Below are 21,710 nucleotides of genomic sequence, written 5' to 3' on the forward strand. Positions count from 1 at the left end.
CGAAGCTTTCAATGTGCACAGTATTATCCTTGAAAACGCACCAAAATAACGCAAATAGACCAACCACACGAGACTAAGCCTGAATACTACATCTAAGTAAGTTCCGTAATACAATAGAAAGCACCTTAGTACGATATAAACTTTCTTAGGCGCATTTTTTGCAGCCACAATGTACTTGGTAACAACATCCATCCTTGCCAAATTTAAAAGTAAATAAAAACACGCGAGTAGTAGGGGAGTTAAATGAGAAAGTTTATAGAAAATATGCCAAAAGCTGAGCTTCATGTTCATATTGAAGGAACTCTTGAACCCGAGTTAAGTTTTTCTTTGGCACAGAAAAATAAGGTTGCACTAAAAGCCAAAACACCTGAAGAAATGATAAATGCGTATGATTTTTACGATTTACCTTCTTTCCTCGATATTTACTATGCGGGTATGAGCGTGCTTATAGAAGAGGATGACTTCTACCAACTTACGATGGCATACCTTAAGAAAGCGGCTGAAGAAAACATTGTATATGTAGAACTATTCTTTGACCCGCAGGCTCATACAATTCGGGACGTGCATTTCGATACGGTTATTAATGGGATACATGCAGCGCAAAAAGACGCGCGCACTAAATTGGGCATAGAAAGCCAGCTTATCTTATGTTTTTTGCGAGACATGTCGGCAGAATCAGCAATGGAACATCTGAATCTAGCGAAGCCTCATCTCGATAAACTGGTGGGTGTGGGTCTTGATTCTGATGAGAAAAACAATCCGCCACTAAAGTTTGCTGAAGTATTTTCACAGGCGCGAGACTGGGGACTCAAATTAACCATGCACTGCGATGTTAATCAAGACAATACGCTAGAACACATACGTCAGGTTATAGAGGATATTGAAGTTGACAGAATCGATCATGGTGTGAATATTCTCGAATCTAATGTTTTATGTGAGCTTGCGAAATCGAAAGGGTTAGGACTTACCGTTTGCCCGGTTTCAAACAAGTTTGTAGTTCAATCGCTTACCTCAAGTGAATTGAAACAAATGCTTGATAAAGGATTGCTGCCTAGTATCAACTCGGACGATCCCTCTTATTTCAGAGCCTATTTGAATAAGAACTTAATTGCTTTACAAGAAGAAGGGCAATTCAGTAAAGAGCAGATAGTAACACTCGTTGAAAATAGTTTTAAAACAAGTTGGCTCTCTGAAAAGCGTAAGTTGGAATATTTAGATGCGCTAACGCGTTACACTGAGACTACTGCCGTAGCGTAACTTTTGCTTCAGGCAATTCGTTTTTGACTAAGGGTTCTGCTCTACGCAGTACCCTTAGTAAGAAGTAAAATTACTCTTTATTAGCAATTTTTTGAAGATTGCTGTGAATCTTGAAGAGAACGATAAGTAGTTCACACCAAATTCTTGCGCCAATACATCCAGATACAATGATAAATAGACCGTATACAAAACTAGCGTCGTACCCCACAAACATTGTCGTTACGCCACTTACAACTGACCCTAAAAGCAGCAGCCAATATACAAAAGTAATTATTTTAGGGGTGAGCATTGAGTCGAAAAAGAGAACATCTTTCATAATCATTCCTTGATGAAGTTTGCAGGTCGCAAGCTTTAATTTTAATGCCGCATCCTGCGACAAACTTCTTGTTGTTATCGTTGGTTTATTATTTATAAGTAATGTGAGCAAGCTCACGAACTTAGTTGTATCACTCAAACGAAGCTAAAACAATACTTTGTTATAACAATACGTTACCTTGCGCCTTGCAGGCCACCTGTGTGCAATATAATAATGCGTGAACCGTCCTCAAACTTGCCTTTAGCCAGCATATCTTTAACCGCCCAGAAGGCTTTTCCTGAGTAAACCGGCTCTATGTCAAACCCCATGGAATCATTAAAGTCGTAGCAGAACATTTGAAGTTCATTCGGCGCTTTGGCGTAGCCGCCAAAATGATAGTTATGATCGATATGCCAATTTGTCTGATGATTTGATATCGGAAGAAATTGCTTAACCAGCTCCTCTAAATAGCTTTCACCTTTGAGTACGCCAATGCCAATAGCTCTGTTAAGAGAACGAAAGTCAGTAGCCGTTGTACTATTACGTTTATTTAATGCATTCACTATTCCCGCCAAAGTCGCTCCACTTGCGACAGGCGTAATTATGTAATCGAAATCTATCTCAATTTCCTCAATCATATCTTCTATCCCTTGAAGCGCCTGTGCTTGGCTTCCGCCCTCGGGAATGATGGTTGCGTCAGGAAAACGCAGCTTTAGTTCATCTAAAAAGGCTCTATCGTTACGCTTTTTGTAGGTAATTCTGTCTACATATTCAATGCGAGTTTTCCACTGCATTAAGTCTCTTATCATTGGCGATGGTTTAGCACTGTAGTCGCCGCGAACAATGGCGGTAAAAGGAATTCCAAGTTTATAGCAAGCAAAGCCTAACGCATGGAGGTGGTTTGAAAAGCCACCGCCAAAACTTACAACAGCATTTGGCAAAGGGCTTTTTAGAGCATGGCTCAACTTTCGCCATTTATTTCCCGACATAACGGGGTGAATAGCATCGTCACGCTTAACATAAAGCGATACCTTGCTTGCACCTTCCCAATTCGGTTTGAAAGGGATAAGAGGCGAAGGAAGAGTGAGTGACGTTTTAAATTCATCAAGGGAAAGCACGATGAGAGCCTAGAGACAGTTGATCAATTGCACATTGGCAAGAGTATAACCAGATAGAATTTCAATAAAAGACCTGTAATTTTTATTACGCGTCATAAGAGCATATTTATGGTTATTAGTATTAACGGCATTTTACGAAAAGCTGTGATTTATTCCCCATCATGGTTTTTTCATTACGTAAAAAACGCTAGGGCTTTTTGTATGTCTTACGCTAACAAAATTGCCACGGCATCCACCTTTATTATTTTTGTTTCCATATCATTGAGCGGACTAACCATGTCAATCAATACCCATGCGCAAGAGTATGATTCAGAACACATTAATGAGCATGTTCCCAATGCAAAACTGGTGGGAAAAGGCATGTTTTCTTACTACTTTTGGGACGTATATACCGGTGAGCTCTTTGCTTCAGAAGGTGAGTATGCTGGTCAGCCTCCTTTTGCACTTCGTTTGACCTACCAACGAGACCTTGAAGGCAAAAAGATTGCCGAGCGCTCTATTGATGAAATGAAAAAGCAAGGAGATGTTGCTGCCGATGATGCTGATAATTGGCTGACGCTAATGGAGCGTATCTTTCCTGACGTTAGTGAGGGCGATGTAATTACAGGGATCGCAACGAAAGAAGGTACTAGCGTATTTTACGTAAACGGCGAAAAAGCTGATGAGATAAATGACGTAACGTTTACGCAGCGTTTTTTTGATATCTGGTTAAGTGACGAAACGTCGGAACCAAAGTTTAGAAAAAAGTTACTTGGAAAAGACTAGCTAAGTAGTTTGATTACACAGAGTCGAATTAGGTTTTAGTTGAGCAGGACAAATAAAATGATAAAAAATATGATGAAGTTATGTTTAGGGGTAGGGTTTGCAGCATTGACCATGGCAGGGCTATCTGGATGTTCTGTGTCAGTCGATGGTGAAGACTATCAGTCAATGTCTCCAGTTTTCGATATTGAACAGTTTTTCGATGGAAACGTTAAAGCGTGGGGCATAGTACAAAATCGCTCGGGCGAAGTAGTACAAAGGTTTGTGGTAAACATTGATGGCTCAATAGAGGGCGATACATTAACGCTCGATGAAACCTTTGAATATGGTGTTGGCGAAGGTGCAAAATCTCGTATATGGACTATTGCAAAGCAGAGCGATGGTACATTTGTAGGCAAAGCGAGTGATATTGACGGGCCTGCAAAAGGCACCAGCTACGGCAATGCATTTAATTTTCACTACGAGATGGATTTACCGGTAGACGATACTACTTATTCAGTAACGTTTGATGACTGGTTTTGGGCTTTCGATGACACTACCATGATGAACCGTTCGTACATTCGTAAGTTCGGTATTGTGATGGCCGAAGTTACTATTTTTATGCAGAAGCAAAGTGATTGATAATCTACAGATTACTGATAGTAGAAAATTCGCTGACCTATACCATCTATAGGTCAGCATTCGAAAAAAGTGAGTAAATTTAACTAGTAGGCCGTAACATACTTGTTCTGTAGATAGCGCCTGCTTTTTGCTGACTCTGATTAGTTCGCGTTTACTCAGACTAACGTGGAAAACAAAAAACGACTCCCAGCCCATGTCCTTGTATTAGTGGGTCGTGCACAAACCAAGTTTGCCCATCGTGCAGCTTCACTATTGCCGAGACAAGTGATAAGCCTAACCCGTTCCCTTTGCTTGTTCTGCTTCCATCAGCGCGATAAAAACGACGCTCTAAATTTATAATCTCGTGCTCTCCAACGCCTATTCCTGCGTCATTGACGGCAATAACAATATGCCGAGGTGTAGTCGTTAGCTGCACATTAACCATACTATCTTCATTTGAATACTTGATAGCATTGTCTAGTACGTTGGCCACGGCTTGGAAAAGTAAATTAGGGTCGGCAAGCATAGTGATGTTTTCAAGTTGACTGGACAGCTGAATGTTACGCTCCTCCGCAAGGGGGTGGTAGAGGTCAACAACGTCTTCAACAATAGCTCTGGCGTCGGTACTGCAGAAACCCTCTTTCTTGTTTGTGGTCTCAAGACCGCTTATGCGCAATAAACTATTGAACATATTAAGAAGGTTATCGGCTTCTTGTGTGGTGTCTTCTCGAAGCTGATCGTCTTCAATTCTCTCTAGCGTATTACGAAGCCTTGACAGCGGTGTGCGCAGGTCGTGAGCAATACTGTCTGTGACTGACTTGATGTTATTAACTGAGCTTTCAATGGTGTCCAACATTTGATTGAAAACGAATGAAAGACTGCTGAGGTCGTCCCAATTGCTATCAATCTCTAGCCGTTCTTCAAGGTTACCAGTCTTTATAATTTTGTCAGCAGTTTGCGACATGCGGTTAATTCGTTTAACCACATACACGGCAATGGCGAAGCTAAGAATACTCAAGGCACAAAGCAGCACAACAATGATCCAGCTAAAGGTTTTGCCAAACCACTGTGCGCTATATAAGTCATCGATACCACGCCCGACGTACAGGGTATAGTCCCCTAGTACATCTTCCCTTATCAATGCTTGGCGCAAGGTTTTCCTTGATGAACTGTTAGGCCGGGTAATTACAATTTCTGCTGTGTCAAAGTTAACCCCTTTGTGGCGTTCGAGTACTAGTGGAATAGAAGCAAGGTTACCTGCTACTACTTGATCATCTTTGCTAAGCACCACAAAAGAACGCAAATTTTCGAATGAAGGAGAAGGTGTTTTTGTGCTAGAAGTAGGTTGGTTATTGTCGCTTATAATGGCCAACGTAACGGCGTCAATGCCAAGGTTTTCATAAAGGGTTATAAGCGCGTTCGCTTTGGCATTAACGGCAGCATTAGACTCGGAAATAAACAAGTCGCTGCTCGTTAATCGCCAAAAATAAATAATTAAAACAATAGCAATACAGGCTAGGGTGGTGAGCAATACGCCTACGCGAAAACTAGAGCTACGCGTAAAGTCGCGTATTGCTATCATGCAAGCCCGTCCGCTATGCGGTAGCCAGTACCTCTAACCGTTTCAATAAGCGGAACATTGAACGCTTTATCTACCTTTTGACGCAAGCGGCTAATATGAACATCAATCACATTAGTCTGCGGGTCAAAATGATAATTCCAAACCTGTTCAAGCAACATGCTTCGCGTCACTACTTTACCCTTATGACGAAGTAGACATTCAAGTAGTTGGAATTCCTTCGATTGAAGGTCAATTTCTTCATCGCCACGCAATACTTTGCGGTTAACTAAGTCTAGCGTGAGGTCTCCAACCTTTATCAAGGTTTTATCCTCGCCGTCTTTATTACGACCAGCCAGGCCTTCAACTCGAGCGAGTAACTCTTCAAAAGCGAAGGGTTTAGTTAGGTAGTCGTTGGCGCCAGTGCGAAGACCTTTAACCTTATCTTCGACTTGGCTCTTGGCGCTTAGCAATAAAACAGGGGTTGTGTTACCTTCTTCGCGAAGTTTCTCAAGTACGGTGAAACCGTCGAGTTCAGGTAACATCACATCTAGGATTACCGCGTCTAATTCGCTATTGGCCGCCTGTTGGTAGCCTGATGTTCCATCACCTACAGTAATACACTCATGCCCTTCACCCAATAGTCCATTTGCAATGTGAGAGGCAACCTTTGGATCATCTTCTACAAGTAGCACTTTCATTGATATGATTCTTCTGTTTATCTACATTCACGCACCTATTTTGGCGTTGCTGTTATCTATATGTGGTGTTTCACAGTCAGCAAGCAAAAACAAGCAATTGAAAAGCTTTATCGCTTTGCCTCTTTTACGCATTTTGTAACCTAAAACGATCACTTTTAAGCTTTTTCGCATGTACCGAAAAGGCGATAACTTATTTTTAAAGGCACAGCACAATTCATGGTCTAATTTTGCGTCACGGCGGCAAGAAAGTTTCTTTTTTTGAATACTTAGCTTTGATCGCCTCTGTCAAAACGCATGCTAGCGTTATAGGGAGTGAAATGCTGTACGTCTCCCCGGGCGCATTTCTTCTGTACCTCGTGCCAGTACTCAGGTGTCATCAAGTCGCCGTGCAATGACTTAAGTATATCTTTGAACTTTCGTTTACCGACGATGAAGTGCTCGAATTGTTCGGGGAATACGTCGTTAGGCGCTACTGAAAGTGTATCGATAGCATAGGGGTCATCTGATTTTGGCAACTCCCTGAAGTTACGCTCGTTCATTAAACAAATTTCATCATAGTCATAGAAAATCACGCGACCATGACGGGTAATACCGAAATTTTTGTGCAGCATATCGCCGGGAAAGATATTTGCCATGGCAATTTGCTTAATGCATAGGCCAAGCTCATCAAGCGCACGCGTTATTTTTTCTTCGTCAGTTTCTTCTTGAAGGTATATATTCAGCGGGGTCATTTTCCGCTCAATGTACATGTGCTTGATGATAAGCTCTGTCTCAGTAAATTCTAAACTCGATGCACACGTTTCTTTTAGTTCTTCAATAAGCTCAGGTTCAATCCTATCTAACGGGAACCTAAAATTAACGTATTCATGGGTGTCAGCCATTCGGCCTACACGGTCCGACATTTTTACTAACTTGTAGCATTCTTTTACGTGTTCACGAGTAATCTTCTTACTTTCTGCAAACTCATCTTTAATGATTTTAAAAACAACGCCGTAAGATGGCAGGTGGAAAACCATCATCACCAACCCACGAATGCCCGGCGCAGCTTCGAACTTGTCCTTCGACTCTTCTAAGTGTGCTAAGAAGTTACGATAGAAAACAGTCTTGCCGTGTTTGTAATGCCCCATTGACATGTATAATTCAAAGTGTTTTTTATTCGGCAATAACTCTTGTAGAAAAGCGGCAACCTCGGCAGGGTTTTGTGTGTCGGCCATAAAATAGCTACGAGCAAAGCCGAAAATAACGCTTAGATCTTTGCGGTCGGTCAGAAGGGAATCAACGAACATGTGTGGCTCGTTGTATCTTCGCATGGCAATGACAAACGGCAGAGTTTCGTCGGGCATACAAATACGACCAATCAAATAAGCCGCTTTACCACGAAAAAAAGTAGGCTTAAGAATTTCAACCGCTTGCACACTGGCTAGCTGTTCTTTGTTCAATCGCGCACGTAAGGCAGTCTCAAGGTTTTGTAAGTCCCGTTCAAAGTTTTCAAACGGAATATTGTATCGGTAAATTTTAAATATCGACTCGTACATCTCACGTACGGTAGTGGTGGTGTCAAAGCTGTTGACTACTTTGTCTCTGTCTTGCCCAGGCAAAAAGCAGCGGCTAGGCAGAACAAACATCATGTCGTTGTCTATTTTTCTGTGCTTAAACAAGCGGCCAATCACTGAGTTATAAAAGGTTTCGGCTAACTCAAATTGCGGGTGGCCTTCAAGTTGGAGCGCGAACACTTTTTTAAGCTCTTGCCAAAAAGCATCATCTTTTTGGTGGACCTGAGTAAGCTGATAAATTTCGGCAACAGCGTCTGACAGGCTTTGCTCATAAATGGTAATCCGCTCTTTAGAGGCTAGCTGGGTTTCTTTCCAATTACCCTTTTCAAATCTTTCTTGAGCGCCCCGTGTAATGCGGGTGAACCACCGGTAGCTCTTATCGAAATGAGACAATATCTGATAGGCAACTCTTTTTACCAAGTTTTTGTCTTGGGTCGTAGCTAGCTCTTGCATAGGGATGTTTTCCTTTTTTATTACGCCTTATATCTACCACAAAACATGCTATTAGGAGAGGGGAGTTTGGTGTAGTTATCGAGTAAGTAGCCAATAATTCAATGTTTTTATTATTTTCTTATACTTTCGTTTAATGTATCCTAATGGTGCATTAGTAACCACTTATAAGATTGTATCTGATGGGTTTTAATATTCTAATTTGTGACGATTCTGCGCTTGCACGTAAAATGGCCAGAAGTAACTTGCCAAGTGGGTTCGCTGAAGCTATCTATGAAGTGTCAAATGGTATGGACGCTTTAGAAGTATTAGCACATCATACTATTGACCTTGTATTACTAGATTTAACAATGCCTGTGCTGGGCGGCCTCAGTGTTTTGAGCGAAATTAAACGCCGTAAACTTGAGACTTTTGTCATTGTTATTTCGGGTGACATTCAGCCATTGATGCAAGAAAAAGTGATGTCATTGGGCGCATTAGGTTTTATTGAAAAGCCAATTAAGCGCGATGAACTTACGTCGGTTCTACAACGCTTTGGTTTCATTCTTCCCGATACTTACAAAGCACCGATTGCGGTTTAAGAATTTAAAAAATGAGAAGGGCGAGCCATTGGCTCGCCCTTTTTTGTTTCCGCGATTTCACCGCTGCAGACTTTGTTTAAACATTGCTTAGTCGAACCAGTGGCGCGTTTTATTCGCAAACCACACCAAAGAAAGCATAACGGGCACTTCAACTAATACGCCCACCACAGTGGCGAGTGCTGCGCCGCTGTGTAACCCAAATAGTGAAATGGCTACGGCTACCGCCAACTCGAAAAAGTTCGACGTACCAATCATACATGCTGGCGCAGCTACATTGTGCGGTAGTTTCATGCGTTTTGCGGCAAAGTAGGCAATAGCAAAGATACCGTAAGTTTGTATAAGCAGGGGTATCGCAATAAGCACAATATCCTGGGGCTGCGATAATATAGTTTCTGCTTGAAGGCCAAACAAAATAACAATTGTCAGCAGTAACCCAATGACTGAAAATGGCTTAAATTTACTTATTAGCGCGTCGACCGCGTTATTTCCTGAACCTGTCTTCTGTGTGCTGTTGTTTTTGTTTTCCAAGTGGCGGCGCGTGATATAACCCGCTACCAGCGGCAATACTACATAGAGCGCTACAGACAGTAGCAGCGTGTCCCAAGGGACCGTGATATCTGTTACACCCAACAGCATGGCGGTAAGCGGGGCAAAGGCAACGACCATAATAAGGTCGTTAATTGATACCTGAACTAGGGTGTAGTTAGCATCTCCTTTGGTAAGGTGGCTCCATACAAAAACCATGGCAGTACAAGGAGCGACGCCCAGTAAAATCATACCTGCAATGTATTCAGTGGCAGTTTGCGGGTCTACCCAGTCGGCAAAAATACCTTTAAAGAATAGCCAGCCTAATAGCGCCATAGTGAAAGGCTTGATAAGCCAGTTTACCACAAGCGTTAGCACTAGACCCTTTGGCTTTTTACCCACATCTTTAATAGAGCCGAAGTCTATTTGCACCATCATTGGGTAGATCATTAGCCAAATAAGTACTGCCACTACAAGATTTACGTGTGCATATTCAAGCGCTGCAATAGACTCGAATACGCCAGGCAAAGTATAACCTAGGCCCACCCCCGCAATAATGCAAAGACCAACCCACACTGATAAATAACGTTCAAAGAACCCCATTTCTACTCACCTTTGTCTTAATTTTACAGCGATTTTTGATTAACACGTTTGCTTACTTCTTCCGCGCTTTCAACGCGTTCAGAATAGCGATTAACTAGAAAGTCTTTGTTGTCGCGAGTTAGCAAGGTGAACTTCACAAGCTCTTCTACTACATCTACTATTCGGTTGTAGTAGGGTGACGGTTTCATGCGACCATCCTCTTCAAATTCAAGAAAGGCTTTTGCCACTGAAGACTGGTTAGGGATAGTTAACATGCGCATCCAGCGGCCCAAAATGCGCATTTGGTTTAGGGCATTGAACGATTGTGAACCGCCTGATACCTGCATAATGGCCAGCGTTTTCCCTTGAGTAGGGCGCACACCACCAAGGCTAAGTGGCACCCAGTCAATCATGCTTTTCATGATACCAGTTATGCTGCCGTGACGTTCTGGTGAGCACCAAATTTGACCTTCAGACCACATCATAAGCTCGCGCAATTCTTTAACTTTGGGGTGTGACTCATCTTCAGTATCTGGCTGCGGTAATCCGCGAGGGTCAAAGATTTTGGCTTCTGCACCAAAGTACTCAAGCAATCGGGCTGATTCTTCTATAACTAAACGGCTGTAAGAACGTTCTCTTAGCGAGCCGTAAAGTAATAAAATGCGCGGCTTGTGGTCTGAAAACCTTGATGCAAAGTTAGCCATAATCGGCTTGTGCATTTGCTCCATTACCGCGTTATCAGAGGGGCTTTCAGCTGCTGATATTTCTTGGCTGTTAGATATATCTTGGACCATCGATTTATCTTCAATCATTACTGAGCACCTAATTTTGATAGCGCCTCTTTAAGCGCTGCTTTATCTAAGTTTTTCTCAGCAAGCTCTGCTAATGCCGCTACACGCTTTTCAATAATATCAATGGTGTTGTTAAATGCTGCAGCTTTATCTTGCTCACTACCTTCTAACTTTGACGGGTCTTCTAAGCCCCAGTGCACCTTAAGCGATTTACCGAAATAAACAGGGCATGACTCACCCGCCGCTGAATCACAAACGGTGACGACAAGATCAGCATCATAATCTTCAAATTCATCCCACGACTGACTTTGAAGCCCGTTTGTATCAAATCCGCGCTCTGCAAGGTATTTAAGAGAAAGAGGGTGTACTTCACCGACAGGCTGGCTGCCCGCACTGCGCGCTTCTACATTACCGTTAGAGGCATTAGTGATGGCTTCGCAAAGAATACTGCGGCAACGGTTGTGCGTACAAATGTATAAAACCTTCATATAAAAACCCTATTTAATTGGCTGACGCTATTTTGAATAGCTATCAAAAAGTTGAAAAATATTGAAAAATAGAAGACTGGCGGCTTACCAAGATGCAATCATCACTATTGATTTGCACCACACTACGTAGGAGTTAGCAATTCTCGCAGAGCAAGTTCGCTAATGGCTCTTCGATGTATGTACTATTATTCGACGCCGTGTTTTTGATAACGTCTAGTGCCCAAGCAGGTAAGTCAGGATGAAGTTGGTAATACACCCATTTGCCCTTACGGGTATCGAGCACTAAACCGCATTTACGTAAATCTGCAAGATGTCGCGAAATTTTCGGCTGGCTTAGTTGAAGCGCATCGGTGAGGTCGCACACGCATAGCTCGCCTTTTACGCTAAGCATGAGTAGCGTCTTCAAGCGAGTGTCTTCCGACAGGCATTTAAAAAATGCTAGGGGCGCTAATTGCGCGGGTTCACAACAATTCGACATAAAAATCTTCACATATGAAATTTCGTATGTGATGTATCGTATATGAAATTCCGTATGTGTCAATAACGCATCTGAAATTTCATATATGTGTAATAGGAATGAAGTGGTTTAAAAGCTAACTAAGGAAGCGCCTAAATTTATTGGCTTTCAGGAACGGCGGCCTTAAACGACATCGCTACTTGTTTGCCGTTTACCCCATTGTAGTGGGTGATAACTTCGTTCATAAAGATGTACCATGTAGGGTTGGGGTGCCAAATGGCCATTAGGTCTGTTTTTGCGGTTTGTTCACTTTCACCCAGAACGTTAATTCTATAAAGGTAGGTAAAAGCAGCACCCCGCCAATTCAGTTTACAGTGAGTGAGTACCTTGTCCTTCTTAACATCTACGCTTTGCATAAATGCCGCGTAATTTAAAAAGTTAGCCAACGTAGGAGCTTCCCAATCAACGGGCACATTAAAGTAGTCGAGGCCTAATTCTGAGGTAGTTAAAATCTCACTCGATCGATTTCCTGGGATCAAATCTATAACGTGAGTCACCCCTTTTTCTTTTAGTAAAGAAAGATGGGAGGCATCAGGCAAGCCAGAAGAATACATGAAGGGCGCGTTTTCTTGGTAGTTGGTGAGCGTCGATAGGGTAGGAGTGGTTTCCTTAACTTGCGTGTCGGTACTCGTTTTTAATGCTGTAGCGTGAGCGTTCACAGATGCACTTAAGGCTAGCCCTAGACTGATACAAGCAGTGGCAACAATAAAACTAAATGTAGGCTTTTTAAACGATAGTGAATTTTTCATTCTTGTATCTATTGCTGGCTGGGGCTTTTTCATAATTTAACGCTCAAGTTTGACACTGTTTAAAAGGGGCGTTGCTGTCACTTCTTACGTTACACATTTGATTGCGTGTTGTCCAAATTGCAGTACCACCACTATAAAATGGCCAAGCTTGGCGTGAGAGATAGAACAAGGGCCGTGCTCAAAGCGTTAGAGCAGGGGGTATTATAAGAAAAGGAGAAGCAGAGCTTCTCCTGAAATGTATAGCGCTAGTACAACTTAGCTTATTTATCCATATGCACAACAGAGCGGATGCTTTCGCCTTTATGCATTAAATCAAACGCTTCGTTTATTGCATCAAGGCCCATGGTATGAGTGATAAACTCTTGAAGGCCAAAATCACCGTTTAGGTATTGTTCAACAATTCCTGGTAGCTCTGAGCGACCTTTAACACCACCAAAAGCAGAACCGCGCCATACACGACCTGTTACCAACTGGAATGGACGCGTTGAAATCTCTTGCCCTGCGCCCGCAACACCAATGATCACAGATTCGCCCCAGCCCTTGTGACAGCACTCAAGTGCAGAGCGCATAACGTTTACGTTGCCGATACATTCAAACGAGTAGTCAACGCCGCCATCGGTCATTTCAACAATCACTTCCTGAATAGGCTTATCGAAATTCTGTGGGTTTACCACGTCAGTTGCGCCAAGCTGTTTTGCTAGGTCAAACTTGCTTTCATTAATATCGATACCAATGATGCGACCTGCGCCTGCCATACGTGCACCAATGATGGCTGATAGACCGATTCCGCCTAGGCCAAAAATAGCAACCGTGTCGCCTTCCTGTACTTTTGCAGTTTTAAGTACAGCACCCATACCCGTAGTTACACCACAACCAAGCAAGCAAACTTCGTCTAGCGGCGCATTTTTGTTTACTTTCGCTAGCGATATTTCAGGTAGAACTGTGTACTCAGAAAACGTTGAGCAGCCCATATAGTGATAAATTGGCTCGCCATCTTTAGAAAAACGACTTGTACCATCTGGCATTAGGCCTTTACCTTGCGTCTCACGCACTGCTTGGCAAAGGTTAGTTTTACCTGATTTACAGAACTTACATTCGCCGCACTCTGCTGTATAAAGAGGGATCACGTGATCACCCACTTCTACACTAGTAACGCCTTCGCCCACCATTTCAACAATACCACCACCTTCGTGGCCTAGAATTGAAGGGAATACGCCTTCAGGATCATCACCGGACAGCGTAAATGCATCAGTGTGGCATACGCCAGTTGCAACGATGCGTACAAGTACCTCACCTTTCTTAGGAAGCTCTACGTCAACTTCTTCCATTTTTAACGGCTCACCCGGGCCCCAAGCCACTGCAGCTTTTGACTTGATGTGCGTTTGACCTTCTTGCAACGAATCTTTGAACGATGTCATGTGATGACTCCTTAATCATAAATATACGATGATGTTTTATAGGCCAAAGTATAGGAGACGGATTACTAATGATAAATACGTTTTTAGTAAATCACTATTTCATATTTGTAATAATGAATTTTGCCAAATAGAATGTAATAAGAAATAAGTACTGCGTTGAAGAACGTATCGATAGCGAGTGGCAATAATGAAATATCTTGAGGGAATAGCAGAATTTTGTGCTGTTGCGGACGTTGGAAATTTTACTGGAGCAGCGAATAAGCTTGATACGTCAGTGGCCCAAATAAGTCGTAAAGTCGCATCGCTTGAAAAGCAGCTTGGCGTTAAATTATTGCAGCGCACTACGCGAAGTGTTTCACTTACTGAAGCAGGTACACAGTATTTTCAGCAAGTTTTACCCGCGTTAAAAGCGCTTGAAGATGCCCAGCTATCCGTAAGCGCACTTCAAGCGTCTCCCCAAGGGTTAATTAAGCTCACCGCTCCGGTCGCTTTCGGCGAAGCATTCATCGCGCCTCTGCTCAATACCTTTATGCAAAAGTATTCCGGCATTAGCGTGCAATGCACCTTTTCAAACGAAAAGCTCGATATTGTAGAGCAGGGGCTCGACCTGGCCATCCGCATTGGCAAATTAGAAGACTCGACCTTAGTTGCTAAAAAGCTGGCTACCCGACATTTATTTGTATGCGGAAGTAGGGATTATTTTAGAGAGCAAGGTCAGCCTAAAAGTATTGAAGAGTTAAAAGAGCACTCGCTGCTGGTGGGGTCACAGCCATATTGGCGTTTACTTATCGATAATAAAATTCAATCAATTTCTGTACAGGGGAGAGTACGGTATAACAGCGGGAATGCCCTATGCAGCGCCGCGGTTGCTGGTTTAGGTATTGCACAACTACCTGGGTTTTACGTGCGTAAAGCGCTAGCCTCAGGTCAGCTAATAGAGCTGTTCCCCGAGTACAAAGACAAGCAAGAGGCTATTTGGGCTGTATTTCCTTCAAACCGAAATGTTGCACCAAAAATTAGGTTGCTGGTGGATTTTTTAGCTCAACATCTCATTTCAGACAGCTGACGCGCTTGTTTAAAAATAGTGATCGAAATACAGCGCCTTTGTCTAAATATTCTTTAATAAAGGTGATATGCAGGTGATGAAGTGCACAATGATGAGGGAAAAATTCACGTACGCGGTGCCCGTGTACACAACTTAAAAAATATCAGTATCGATATACCGCGAAATGAAGTGGTAGTGTTTACCGGTGTATCTGGCTCAGGAAAATCTTCTTTGGCTTTCGGTACGCTTTACGCAGAAGCTCAGCACCGCTATTTAGATTCAATATCACCTTATGCCAGACGGTTAATTGAGCAGGTGGAGAAGCCTGACGTAGACGCAATTGAAGGTTTACCGCCCGCTGTGGGGCTACACCAGCGCCGAGGCGCACCCTCAGTTCGTTCTTCTGTTGGCAGTATCACCACGCTATCTAATAGTCTGCGAATGCTTTATTCCCGGGCAGGCGACTATCCCGAAGGACAAAACATTGTTTACGCTGACGGTTTCTCTCCTAATACGCCTGAAGGTGCATGTGAACACTGTGACGGTATTGGAAAAGTTTTTGACACACTAGCTCATCGCCTTGTACCCGACGACAGCCTCACTATACGTGAGGGCGCTGTGGCAGCTTGGCCTGGCGCGTGGCAGGGTAAAAACCTTGTTAGGGTGCTATTATCCCTTGATATTGATGTTGATATTCCATGGCGTGAGTTGCCTCAAAAAACGCGTGACTGGATTTTATACACTGACGAAATGCCACAGGTACCCGTATATCGAAATTATAACCTCGCGCAAACCCGTAAAGCACAACAAGAGGGTGAACCTGCCAGCTACAATGGTAAGTTTATCAGTGCGCGGCGTCATGTGCTCGATACCTTCAAAACGTCTCAAAAAGAGAAAATGAAGCAGCGAATAGCTCCCTTTATATCTGTTGAAGCATGTCGGGTTTGCAGTGGAAAAAAGCTTAAGCAAAAAGCGCTAGCAGTGAAAGTTGATGGCTTAGATATTATTGATTTTTCAAGGCTGCCACTACAGCAAGTTCACGAGAAGCTTCAGGCGTTAAGAAATTCAGTCGACGGCGATACTTCAGAGCGTGGTCAGGTAATACGCAATATTACGGGCGACGTTATTGAAAGAGTGAAACCGATAATAGCGCTTGGGCTTCATTACCTTTCGTTAGATAGAAGTACAACAAGTATCTCAGTCGGAGAACTGCAGCGATTGCGCCTAGCGACTCAGCTTAAATCAAACCTATTTGGCGTTGTCTTTGTAATGGATGAACCTTCATCAGGTCTTCACCCTCGCGATGTCGAAGGGCTTATTCGCGCACTTCACAATATTACCGAAACGGGAAATTCACTGCTTGTTGTCGAGCACAATCCTTACGTTATTAAAGGCGCTAACTGGGTTGTAGACGTGGGGCCGCGAGCGGGGGTAAACGGAGGTGAGCTTGTTTATAGTGGGCCGGTTAAGGAACTGGCAAGCATAAAAAACTCCCCAACGGCAGACTATATTTTTAATAATAAAGCACTTAGTCAGCGTATCAAACGCAAGTCATCGGGGGTATTACGTTTAAAAGACGTGTCTAGAAACAACGTCAGCCATGTTGATATTGATATTCCACTTGGTGTGATGACCTGTGTCACTGGCGTTTCCGGCTCTGGAAAGTCGAGTCTGATTAGCCAAGCATTAGTTGAGTTAGTCAAAGACGGTTTAAGTACAGCCGAGAAAGAAGGGAAGCGAGCGCAAGAAACAAGAGAAACGAAAGAACTGCTTACTGACGCCAATTCGCTTCTTGCTCAAGATGCTTTGCCACATAAAAGTGAGCCGCAGCAAGGCTGCATTGAAAGCGGGCTTGATGAGTTAAGTCGTATAGTTGTAGTAGATCAGTCTCCCATTGGCAGGACACCCCGTTCAACATTGGCAACCTATACTGGCATATTTGACCAAATCAGAAGTTTATTTGCTTCAACCGAAGAAGCAAAATACCGTGGGTACGATGCGGGCCACTTTTCGTTTAACGTGGCTAAAGGGCGGTGCCCACATTGTGAAGGCTTGGGTGTGGTATCGGTAGAACTACTGTTTATGCCGAGCGTTTATTCCCCCTGTACCGTTTGTAACGGTCAGCGTTTTAACGACAACGTACTGGAAGTTAATTACAACGAACATTCTATCGCTGATGTATTATCGCTAACGGTTGAAGAAGCATTATCTGTATTTGATAGTAATCAAGTTATTTCGCGGGGCCTTCAAACGCTAATAAACGTAGGGCTTGGTTATCTTACCCTGGGGCAAAGTGCTACCGAATTATCAGGCGGCGAGGCGCAGCGCATTAAATTAGCGTCAGAACTGAAACGCGCTCAAAATGCTAATACCCTTTACGTGCTCGATGAACCTACAACAGGTTTACACCTTTCAGACACTTCGCTACTAATGCAGCATTTAACTACGTTAGTTGAAACGGGGAATACGGTGGTGATGGTTGAACACAATATGCAGGTGGCGGCTGTGAGTGATCACATTATAGATATGGGGCCAGGTGCTGGTGATGAGGGAGGTGGAATTGTTGCTGAGGGTAGCCCAGAGGACGTTGCTAAGGTTAAACAAAGTGCAACAGCCCCATTTTTGAAGGCGAGTTTGGCCTACTGAATAGCTTTTAGTTGGTGAATTCTATTTGACTGAGCGTAGGAATACGTACCCTTTCGAGGGGACTGAAGTAGTAGTTAATTATATAAGAAACCACGTAAACTCATATTTGTACCTTAAAAAGAAATATTAATTAAAGAGTATTTCACTTTTTGCAATACAGTGTGGTGAAAACTGCTGTTGACTTATAGACGTCTATACGGCAAATTGCTTGTATGAAAAAGATTCTACTTACTCGCACCACCATTATGTTAATTACCACCTTAAAAAGGGCGGTCGCTGACTAGTGCAAGTAAGCAAAAGACAACGAAAGCCCGCCTAACACAGAGCGGGCTTTTTTTTACACACGTTTTAGCATGCGTAACCTTAAGGAGCAGCATATGAAAGTCTTAAAGTTTGGGGGTTCTTCTCTAGCCGATGCACCGCGATACATGCGCGTTATGGAAATTAGCACGGCAACCCACCAAACCGACGGTGCTGCGGTTGTACTTTCTGCCCCAAAGGGGGTAACGAACGCGCTTTCACTACTTTGTGAACAAGCAGCCGCGGGTGAAGATTTCCAGCCATTATTCGATAAGTTGAACGACACGGTTACCGGCATTGCCAACGACCTGAACGATGAGTTCGACGGGTTTGAGCACACAAGTGTGGTGGAATTTATCAATAGTCACTTGTCAGTATTAAAGCAGCACCTTGAAGGCATTAAATTGCTAGGCGTTGCGCCAGATAATGTTGCTGCTGGTATTCTTAGCATTGGCGAATACATCTCAGTGACGCTTTTTAGCGCTATGCTATCGGCTAAAGGGATCGCAAATCGCGTTATCGACCCGGTTAAATATGTACTTGCCGAGGGTGATTACCTAGACAGCATTGCCGACGTTTCACTAAGTAAAGCGCGTTTTTCAGATGTGCCTACCGATGGCAGTGAGTTTTTGGTTATGCCCGGGTTCGTTGCCGTTAACGAAGCTGGCGAAAAAGTAACCCTAGGACGCAATGGCTCTGACTATTCAGCGGCTATTTTGGCGGCCTGCATTGACGCAAGCTGTTGTGAAATTTGGACAGACGTAGACGGTGTTTACAACGCTGATCCAAATCAAGTTGAAGGTGCGGTACTGCTTGATAAGTTGACTTATCAAGAAGCCATGGAATTGTCTTATTTCGGCGCGAAAGTACTTCACCCTAAAACTATAGGACCTATCGCCCAGCACCACATTCCTTGTTTGATAAGAAATACGTTAAATCCGGCAGCGCCTGGTACGCTAATCAGCAATGAAAAAAGCGAAGTGTGGACGTCGGTTAAAGGTATTTCACAGCTTGATAATGTCACCATGTTCAACGTGGCAGGCCCTGGTCTTAAAGGCATGGTGGGCATGGCAAGTCGGGTGTTTGAAGTGATGTCTAACGCCAATATTTCAATTAGCCTTATTACACAATCATCTTCGGAATACTCAATTAGTTTCTGTATTCAAAGCAAAGACGCCAGCCGTGCATTAACGCTACTTGAAGATGCCTTCGCACTAGAGCTTCAAAACCAATTGTTAGACCCTATCGAAGTGCGTCATGACCTAGCCATTGTTACCTTAGTGGGCGATGGCATGCGTCAGACTAAAGGGTTGGCAGCGCGTTTCTTTAACTCGCTTGCCCAAGCACGAGTAAACAATGTTGCTATTGCTCAGGGCTCTTCAGAGCGCTCTATTTCGACAGTAATTGAATGTAAGCGTGCTAAGAAAGCAGTAAAGGTTATTCACCAGAATTTTTTCTCTGATCGCCATACCATAGACGTATTCCTAGTAGGGTGTGGCAATGTGGGAACTGAACTGCTAGGCCAAATTCAAAAACAACAGCCAGCACTTTTAAAACGCAATATTCAATTGCGCGTTTACGGTATTGCAAATAGTCGTAAATTGCTGCTTAACAGCCATGGTGTTGATTTAAATAGCGATTGGAATGCGGCACTTGACTCAGCAAGTGAAGGCTTGAGCGTAGAACGCCTGCATCAATTTGCGAACGATAACAGCCTGGTCAACCCTGTCATTGTTGATTGTACTAGTCATGAAGCAATCGCACAGAAATACGTAGACATGATGGAAAGCGGCTTCCACGTAGTGACGCCAAACAAAAAGGCGAATACCAGCGCAATGTCTTACTATCGAAAGCTGCGTAAAACGGCACTTACTACGAACCGTCAATATCTCTATGAGACAACAGTGGGTGCGGGTCTTCCTGTCATTGATAACCTACAAAAGTTATTTAGCGCAGGTGACGTACTGCATCGGTTTGAAGGTATTCTTTCCGGTAGTTTATCTTACGTGTTCGGTAAACTTGAAGAAGGAATGAGCTTGTCTCGAGCTACGCAAACCGCGAAGGATAACGGCTTTACTGAGCCAGACCCTCGTGATGATTTAAGCGGTATGGATGTAGCGCGTAAGCTACTTATCATGGCCCGTGAAGCCGATTTAGAGCTTGAACTTTCTGATATCGAAATTGAGTCGGTTCTGCCAGCGGGGTTTGCAGAAGACTGTTCGATTGACGAATTTATGGAGCAGCTACCTGAGTTAGATGCAGCGATGAATGAAAAAGTTGAGGCGGCCAGAGCAGAAGGTAAAGTGCTTCGTTATATCGGCAGCATTGAAGATGGAAAATGCAAAGTAAGTATTCAGGCAGTACCCGCTAGCAACCCACTTTCACAAGTGAAAGACGGCGAGAATGCGCTGGCTATTAACAGTGACTACTACAGCCCAATTCCTTACGTAATCAGAGGATATGGTGCAGGTGGTACGGTAACCGCCGCAGGGGTGTTTGCTGACATTTTACGTACCATGCCGTGGAAACAAATGGCCCACTAACGGCTAATGTACACTTAATCTGCTTAATGTGAGCAATAAGCGTTTGAAAAAAGAGACTCGAAGATGCGACTTAGGTCAGTGCCTTTTAGGCGTTAATTTTAGGCGCTAATGTAATGTCTATGTCGCAAGCGAAGTAAGAGAAATAATATGAAAGCATTAAAGGCCTTTGCGCCGGCATCAATTGGAAACGTAAGCTTAGGCTTTGACGTACTTGGCGCAGCGCTTGCACCGGTTGACGGCACCAAGCTAGGTGACGAGGTAGAAATAAAAGCGGCTGCTTCATTTTCGTTAGAAACAGTAGGGCGCTTTGCTCACAAACTTCCGGGCGATGCCGATAGCAATATTGTCACTAAGTGCTACCACTATTTTTGTGAGCAGATGGAAAAAGCTGGAAGGCCGACATCTCCTGTTGCGCTTACGCTACACAAAAACCTACCCATTGGTAGTGGTTTAGGTTCAAGCGCAAGCTCTATTGTGGCAGCGTTTGCGGCACTTAATGCTTACTTCGATACCCCATTTAATGAAGATACACTACTTATTATGATGGGTGAGCTAGAAGGTCAAATAAGCGGTAGTATTCACTACGACAATGTCGCGCCATGTTACTTAGGTGGTATGACGTTGATGACAGGTAGCGACGCGCCGGTCACACTGTCTTTACCTCTTAACGACAATTGGTACTATGCGGTGTGCTATTCAGGCATTAGCGTATCAACAGCGGCTGCTCGCGATATCCTACCTAAGCAAGTGGATATGGCGACAGCACTAACATTCGGACGTCAGTTAGGAGTGTTTGTACACGCACTGCATGCAAGTAACTTTGACTTGGCAGCGTCTGTAATGAAAGATGTCATTGCCGAGCCTTACAGAAAATCGCTGCTGCCAGGCTTTGATGAAGCACGCGCGTTTAGCGAACAAGCGGGCGCGCTCGCGTTTGGTATTTCGGGCTCAGGGCCAACAGTGTTTGCCGTATGCCCAAGCAAAGAGCAGGCGGAAAAAGTCACAGGATATTTAACCGCGAACTACATTCAAAACGAAGATGGCTTTAGCCATGTGTGCCAAATACCAAGCCAAGGTACTATTATTTCTTAAAGGACATGATTTCTTAAAGGCATATGGTTTCTTAAAGGTACATGACTTCTTAAAAGCACATGATTTCTTAAAGACATAGTAACCTATAAAAGCGCAGTGGTTTTTTAAAAGATTAAAAGGGCAGCATATCTGCCCAACT

19 protein-coding genes are annotated in these 21,710 nt (G+C 43.6%); 8 read left to right on the top strand and 11 right to left on the bottom strand.

What is annotated here, in order from left to right; genetic code table 11:
• Nucleotides 1-243 precede the first annotated feature (243 nt).
• Complete coding sequence (gene add, locus KL866_RS17190; RefSeq protein WP_025256230.1) at nt 244-1,257, top strand: adenosine deaminase; 1,014 nt, start codon at nt 244-246, stop codon at nt 1,255-1,257.
• Between the two features lie 70 nt (nt 1,258-1,327).
• Here add and KL866_RS17195 read toward each other — a convergent pair whose 3' ends face one another.
• Nucleotides 1,328-1,573 (bottom strand): DUF4282 domain-containing protein, encoded by a 246-nt coding sequence (locus KL866_RS17195; protein ID WP_214996155.1) that lies wholly within the window; start codon nt 1,571-1,573, stop codon nt 1,328-1,330.
• 173 nt (nt 1,574-1,746) lie between these two features.
• Nucleotides 1,747-2,670 carry a 1-aminocyclopropane-1-carboxylate deaminase/D-cysteine desulfhydrase gene (locus tag KL866_RS17200; RefSeq protein ID WP_214996157.1) on the bottom strand — a complete coding sequence of 308 codons (924 nt, stop codon included), beginning with the start codon at nt 2,668-2,670 and terminating at the stop codon, nt 1,747-1,749.
• Between the two features lie 201 nt (nt 2,671-2,871).
• On the opposite strand from KL866_RS17200, the gene KL866_RS17205 reads away from it, so the two are divergent.
• Both KL866_RS17205 and KL866_RS17210 read left to right on the top strand, forming a co-directional pair.
• On the top strand, nt 2,872-3,435 hold the full coding sequence (locus KL866_RS17205; RefSeq protein WP_251140128.1) for a chalcone isomerase family protein: 564 nt from the start codon (nt 2,872-2,874) through the stop codon (nt 3,433-3,435).
• Between the two features lie 57 nt (nt 3,436-3,492).
• Nucleotides 3,493-4,053 (top strand): DUF3833 domain-containing protein, encoded by a 561-nt coding sequence (locus KL866_RS17210; RefSeq protein WP_214996159.1) that lies wholly within the window; start codon nt 3,493-3,495, stop codon nt 4,051-4,053.
• Nucleotides 4,054-4,213: 160 nt separating this feature from the next.
• Here the strand turns inward: KL866_RS17210 and KL866_RS17215 are convergent, their stop codons facing one another.
• The 3 genes from KL866_RS17215 to aceK form a co-directional block, all read right to left on the bottom strand.
• Nucleotides 4,214-5,614, bottom strand: coding sequence for a HAMP domain-containing sensor histidine kinase (locus KL866_RS17215; RefSeq protein WP_214996160.1), 1,401 nt, complete (start codon nt 5,612-5,614; stop codon nt 4,214-4,216).
• A complete protein-coding gene (locus tag KL866_RS17220; RefSeq protein WP_025256224.1) occupies nt 5,611-6,291 on the bottom strand; it encodes a response regulator transcription factor in 681 nt (226 codons plus the stop codon). Before KL866_RS17220 ends, KL866_RS17215 begins: the two co-directional genes overlap by 4 nt.
• Nucleotides 6,292-6,557: 266 nt before the next feature.
• On the bottom strand, nt 6,558-8,297 hold the full coding sequence (gene aceK / locus KL866_RS17225) for a bifunctional isocitrate dehydrogenase kinase/phosphatase (protein ID WP_214996161.1): 1,740 nt from the start codon (nt 8,295-8,297) through the stop codon (nt 6,558-6,560).
• A gap of 179 nt (nt 8,298-8,476) precedes the next feature.
• On the opposite strand from aceK, the gene KL866_RS17230 reads away from it, so the two are divergent.
• Nucleotides 8,477-8,875, top strand: a complete 399-nt coding sequence (locus KL866_RS17230; RefSeq protein ID WP_025256222.1) for a response regulator — start codon at nt 8,477-8,479, stop codon at nt 8,873-8,875.
• A gap of 87 nt (nt 8,876-8,962) precedes the next feature.
• Here KL866_RS17230 and arsB read toward each other — a convergent pair whose 3' ends face one another.
• The 6 genes from arsB to KL866_RS17260 form a co-directional block, all read right to left on the bottom strand.
• Nucleotides 8,963-10,003 (bottom strand): ACR3 family arsenite efflux transporter, encoded by a 1,041-nt coding sequence (arsB, locus tag KL866_RS17235; RefSeq protein WP_025256221.1) that lies wholly within the window; start codon nt 10,001-10,003, stop codon nt 8,963-8,965.
• Nucleotides 10,004-10,026: 23 nt separating this feature from the next.
• Complete coding sequence (arsH, locus tag KL866_RS17240; RefSeq protein WP_214996162.1) at nt 10,027-10,794, bottom strand: arsenical resistance protein ArsH; 768 nt, start codon at nt 10,792-10,794, stop codon at nt 10,027-10,029.
• Nucleotides 10,794-11,261 carry an arsenate reductase ArsC gene (locus KL866_RS17245; protein ID WP_214996163.1) on the bottom strand — a complete coding sequence of 156 codons (468 nt, stop codon included), beginning with the start codon at nt 11,259-11,261 and terminating at the stop codon, nt 10,794-10,796. Before KL866_RS17245 ends, arsH begins: the two co-directional genes overlap by 1 nt.
• A 133-nt stretch (nt 11,262-11,394) precedes the next feature.
• Nucleotides 11,395-11,739, bottom strand: a complete 345-nt coding sequence (locus tag KL866_RS17250; protein WP_214996165.1) for a metalloregulator ArsR/SmtB family transcription factor — start codon at nt 11,737-11,739, stop codon at nt 11,395-11,397.
• 137 nt (nt 11,740-11,876) lie between these two features.
• Nucleotides 11,877-12,527, bottom strand: a complete 651-nt coding sequence (locus KL866_RS17255; protein WP_251140129.1) for a hypothetical protein — start codon at nt 12,525-12,527, stop codon at nt 11,877-11,879.
• A gap of 260 nt (nt 12,528-12,787) precedes the next feature.
• Complete coding sequence (locus KL866_RS17260; protein WP_118492683.1) at nt 12,788-13,945, bottom strand: S-(hydroxymethyl)glutathione dehydrogenase/class III alcohol dehydrogenase; 1,158 nt, start codon at nt 13,943-13,945, stop codon at nt 12,788-12,790.
• 187 nt (nt 13,946-14,132) lie between these two features.
• Between KL866_RS17260 and KL866_RS17265 the strand changes: the two genes are divergently transcribed.
• From KL866_RS17265 to thrB, 4 genes are all read left to right on the top strand, one after another.
• On the top strand, nt 14,133-15,011 hold the full coding sequence (locus KL866_RS17265; RefSeq protein ID WP_214996169.1) for a LysR substrate-binding domain-containing protein: 879 nt from the start codon (nt 14,133-14,135) through the stop codon (nt 15,009-15,011).
• An 81-nt stretch (nt 15,012-15,092) separates the two neighbouring features.
• Entirely contained in the window at nt 15,093-17,636 is a 2,544-nt protein-coding gene (locus KL866_RS17270) for an excinuclease ABC subunit UvrA (RefSeq protein ID WP_214996171.1), read from the top strand.
• A gap of 377 nt (nt 17,637-18,013) precedes the next feature.
• Nucleotides 18,014-20,479, top strand: a complete 2,466-nt coding sequence (gene thrA / locus KL866_RS17275) for a bifunctional aspartate kinase/homoserine dehydrogenase I (protein WP_025256210.1) — start codon at nt 18,014-18,016, stop codon at nt 20,477-20,479.
• Between the two features lie 147 nt (nt 20,480-20,626).
• Nucleotides 20,627-21,571, top strand: coding sequence for a homoserine kinase (thrB, locus tag KL866_RS17280; RefSeq protein ID WP_214996173.1), 945 nt, complete (start codon nt 20,627-20,629; stop codon nt 21,569-21,571).
• Nucleotides 21,572-21,710: the final 139 nt, after the last annotated feature.

Source organism: Alteromonas sp. ALT199 (genome assembly GCF_018619335.1).
Lineage (GTDB): Bacteria > Pseudomonadota > Gammaproteobacteria > Enterobacterales > Alteromonadaceae > Alteromonas.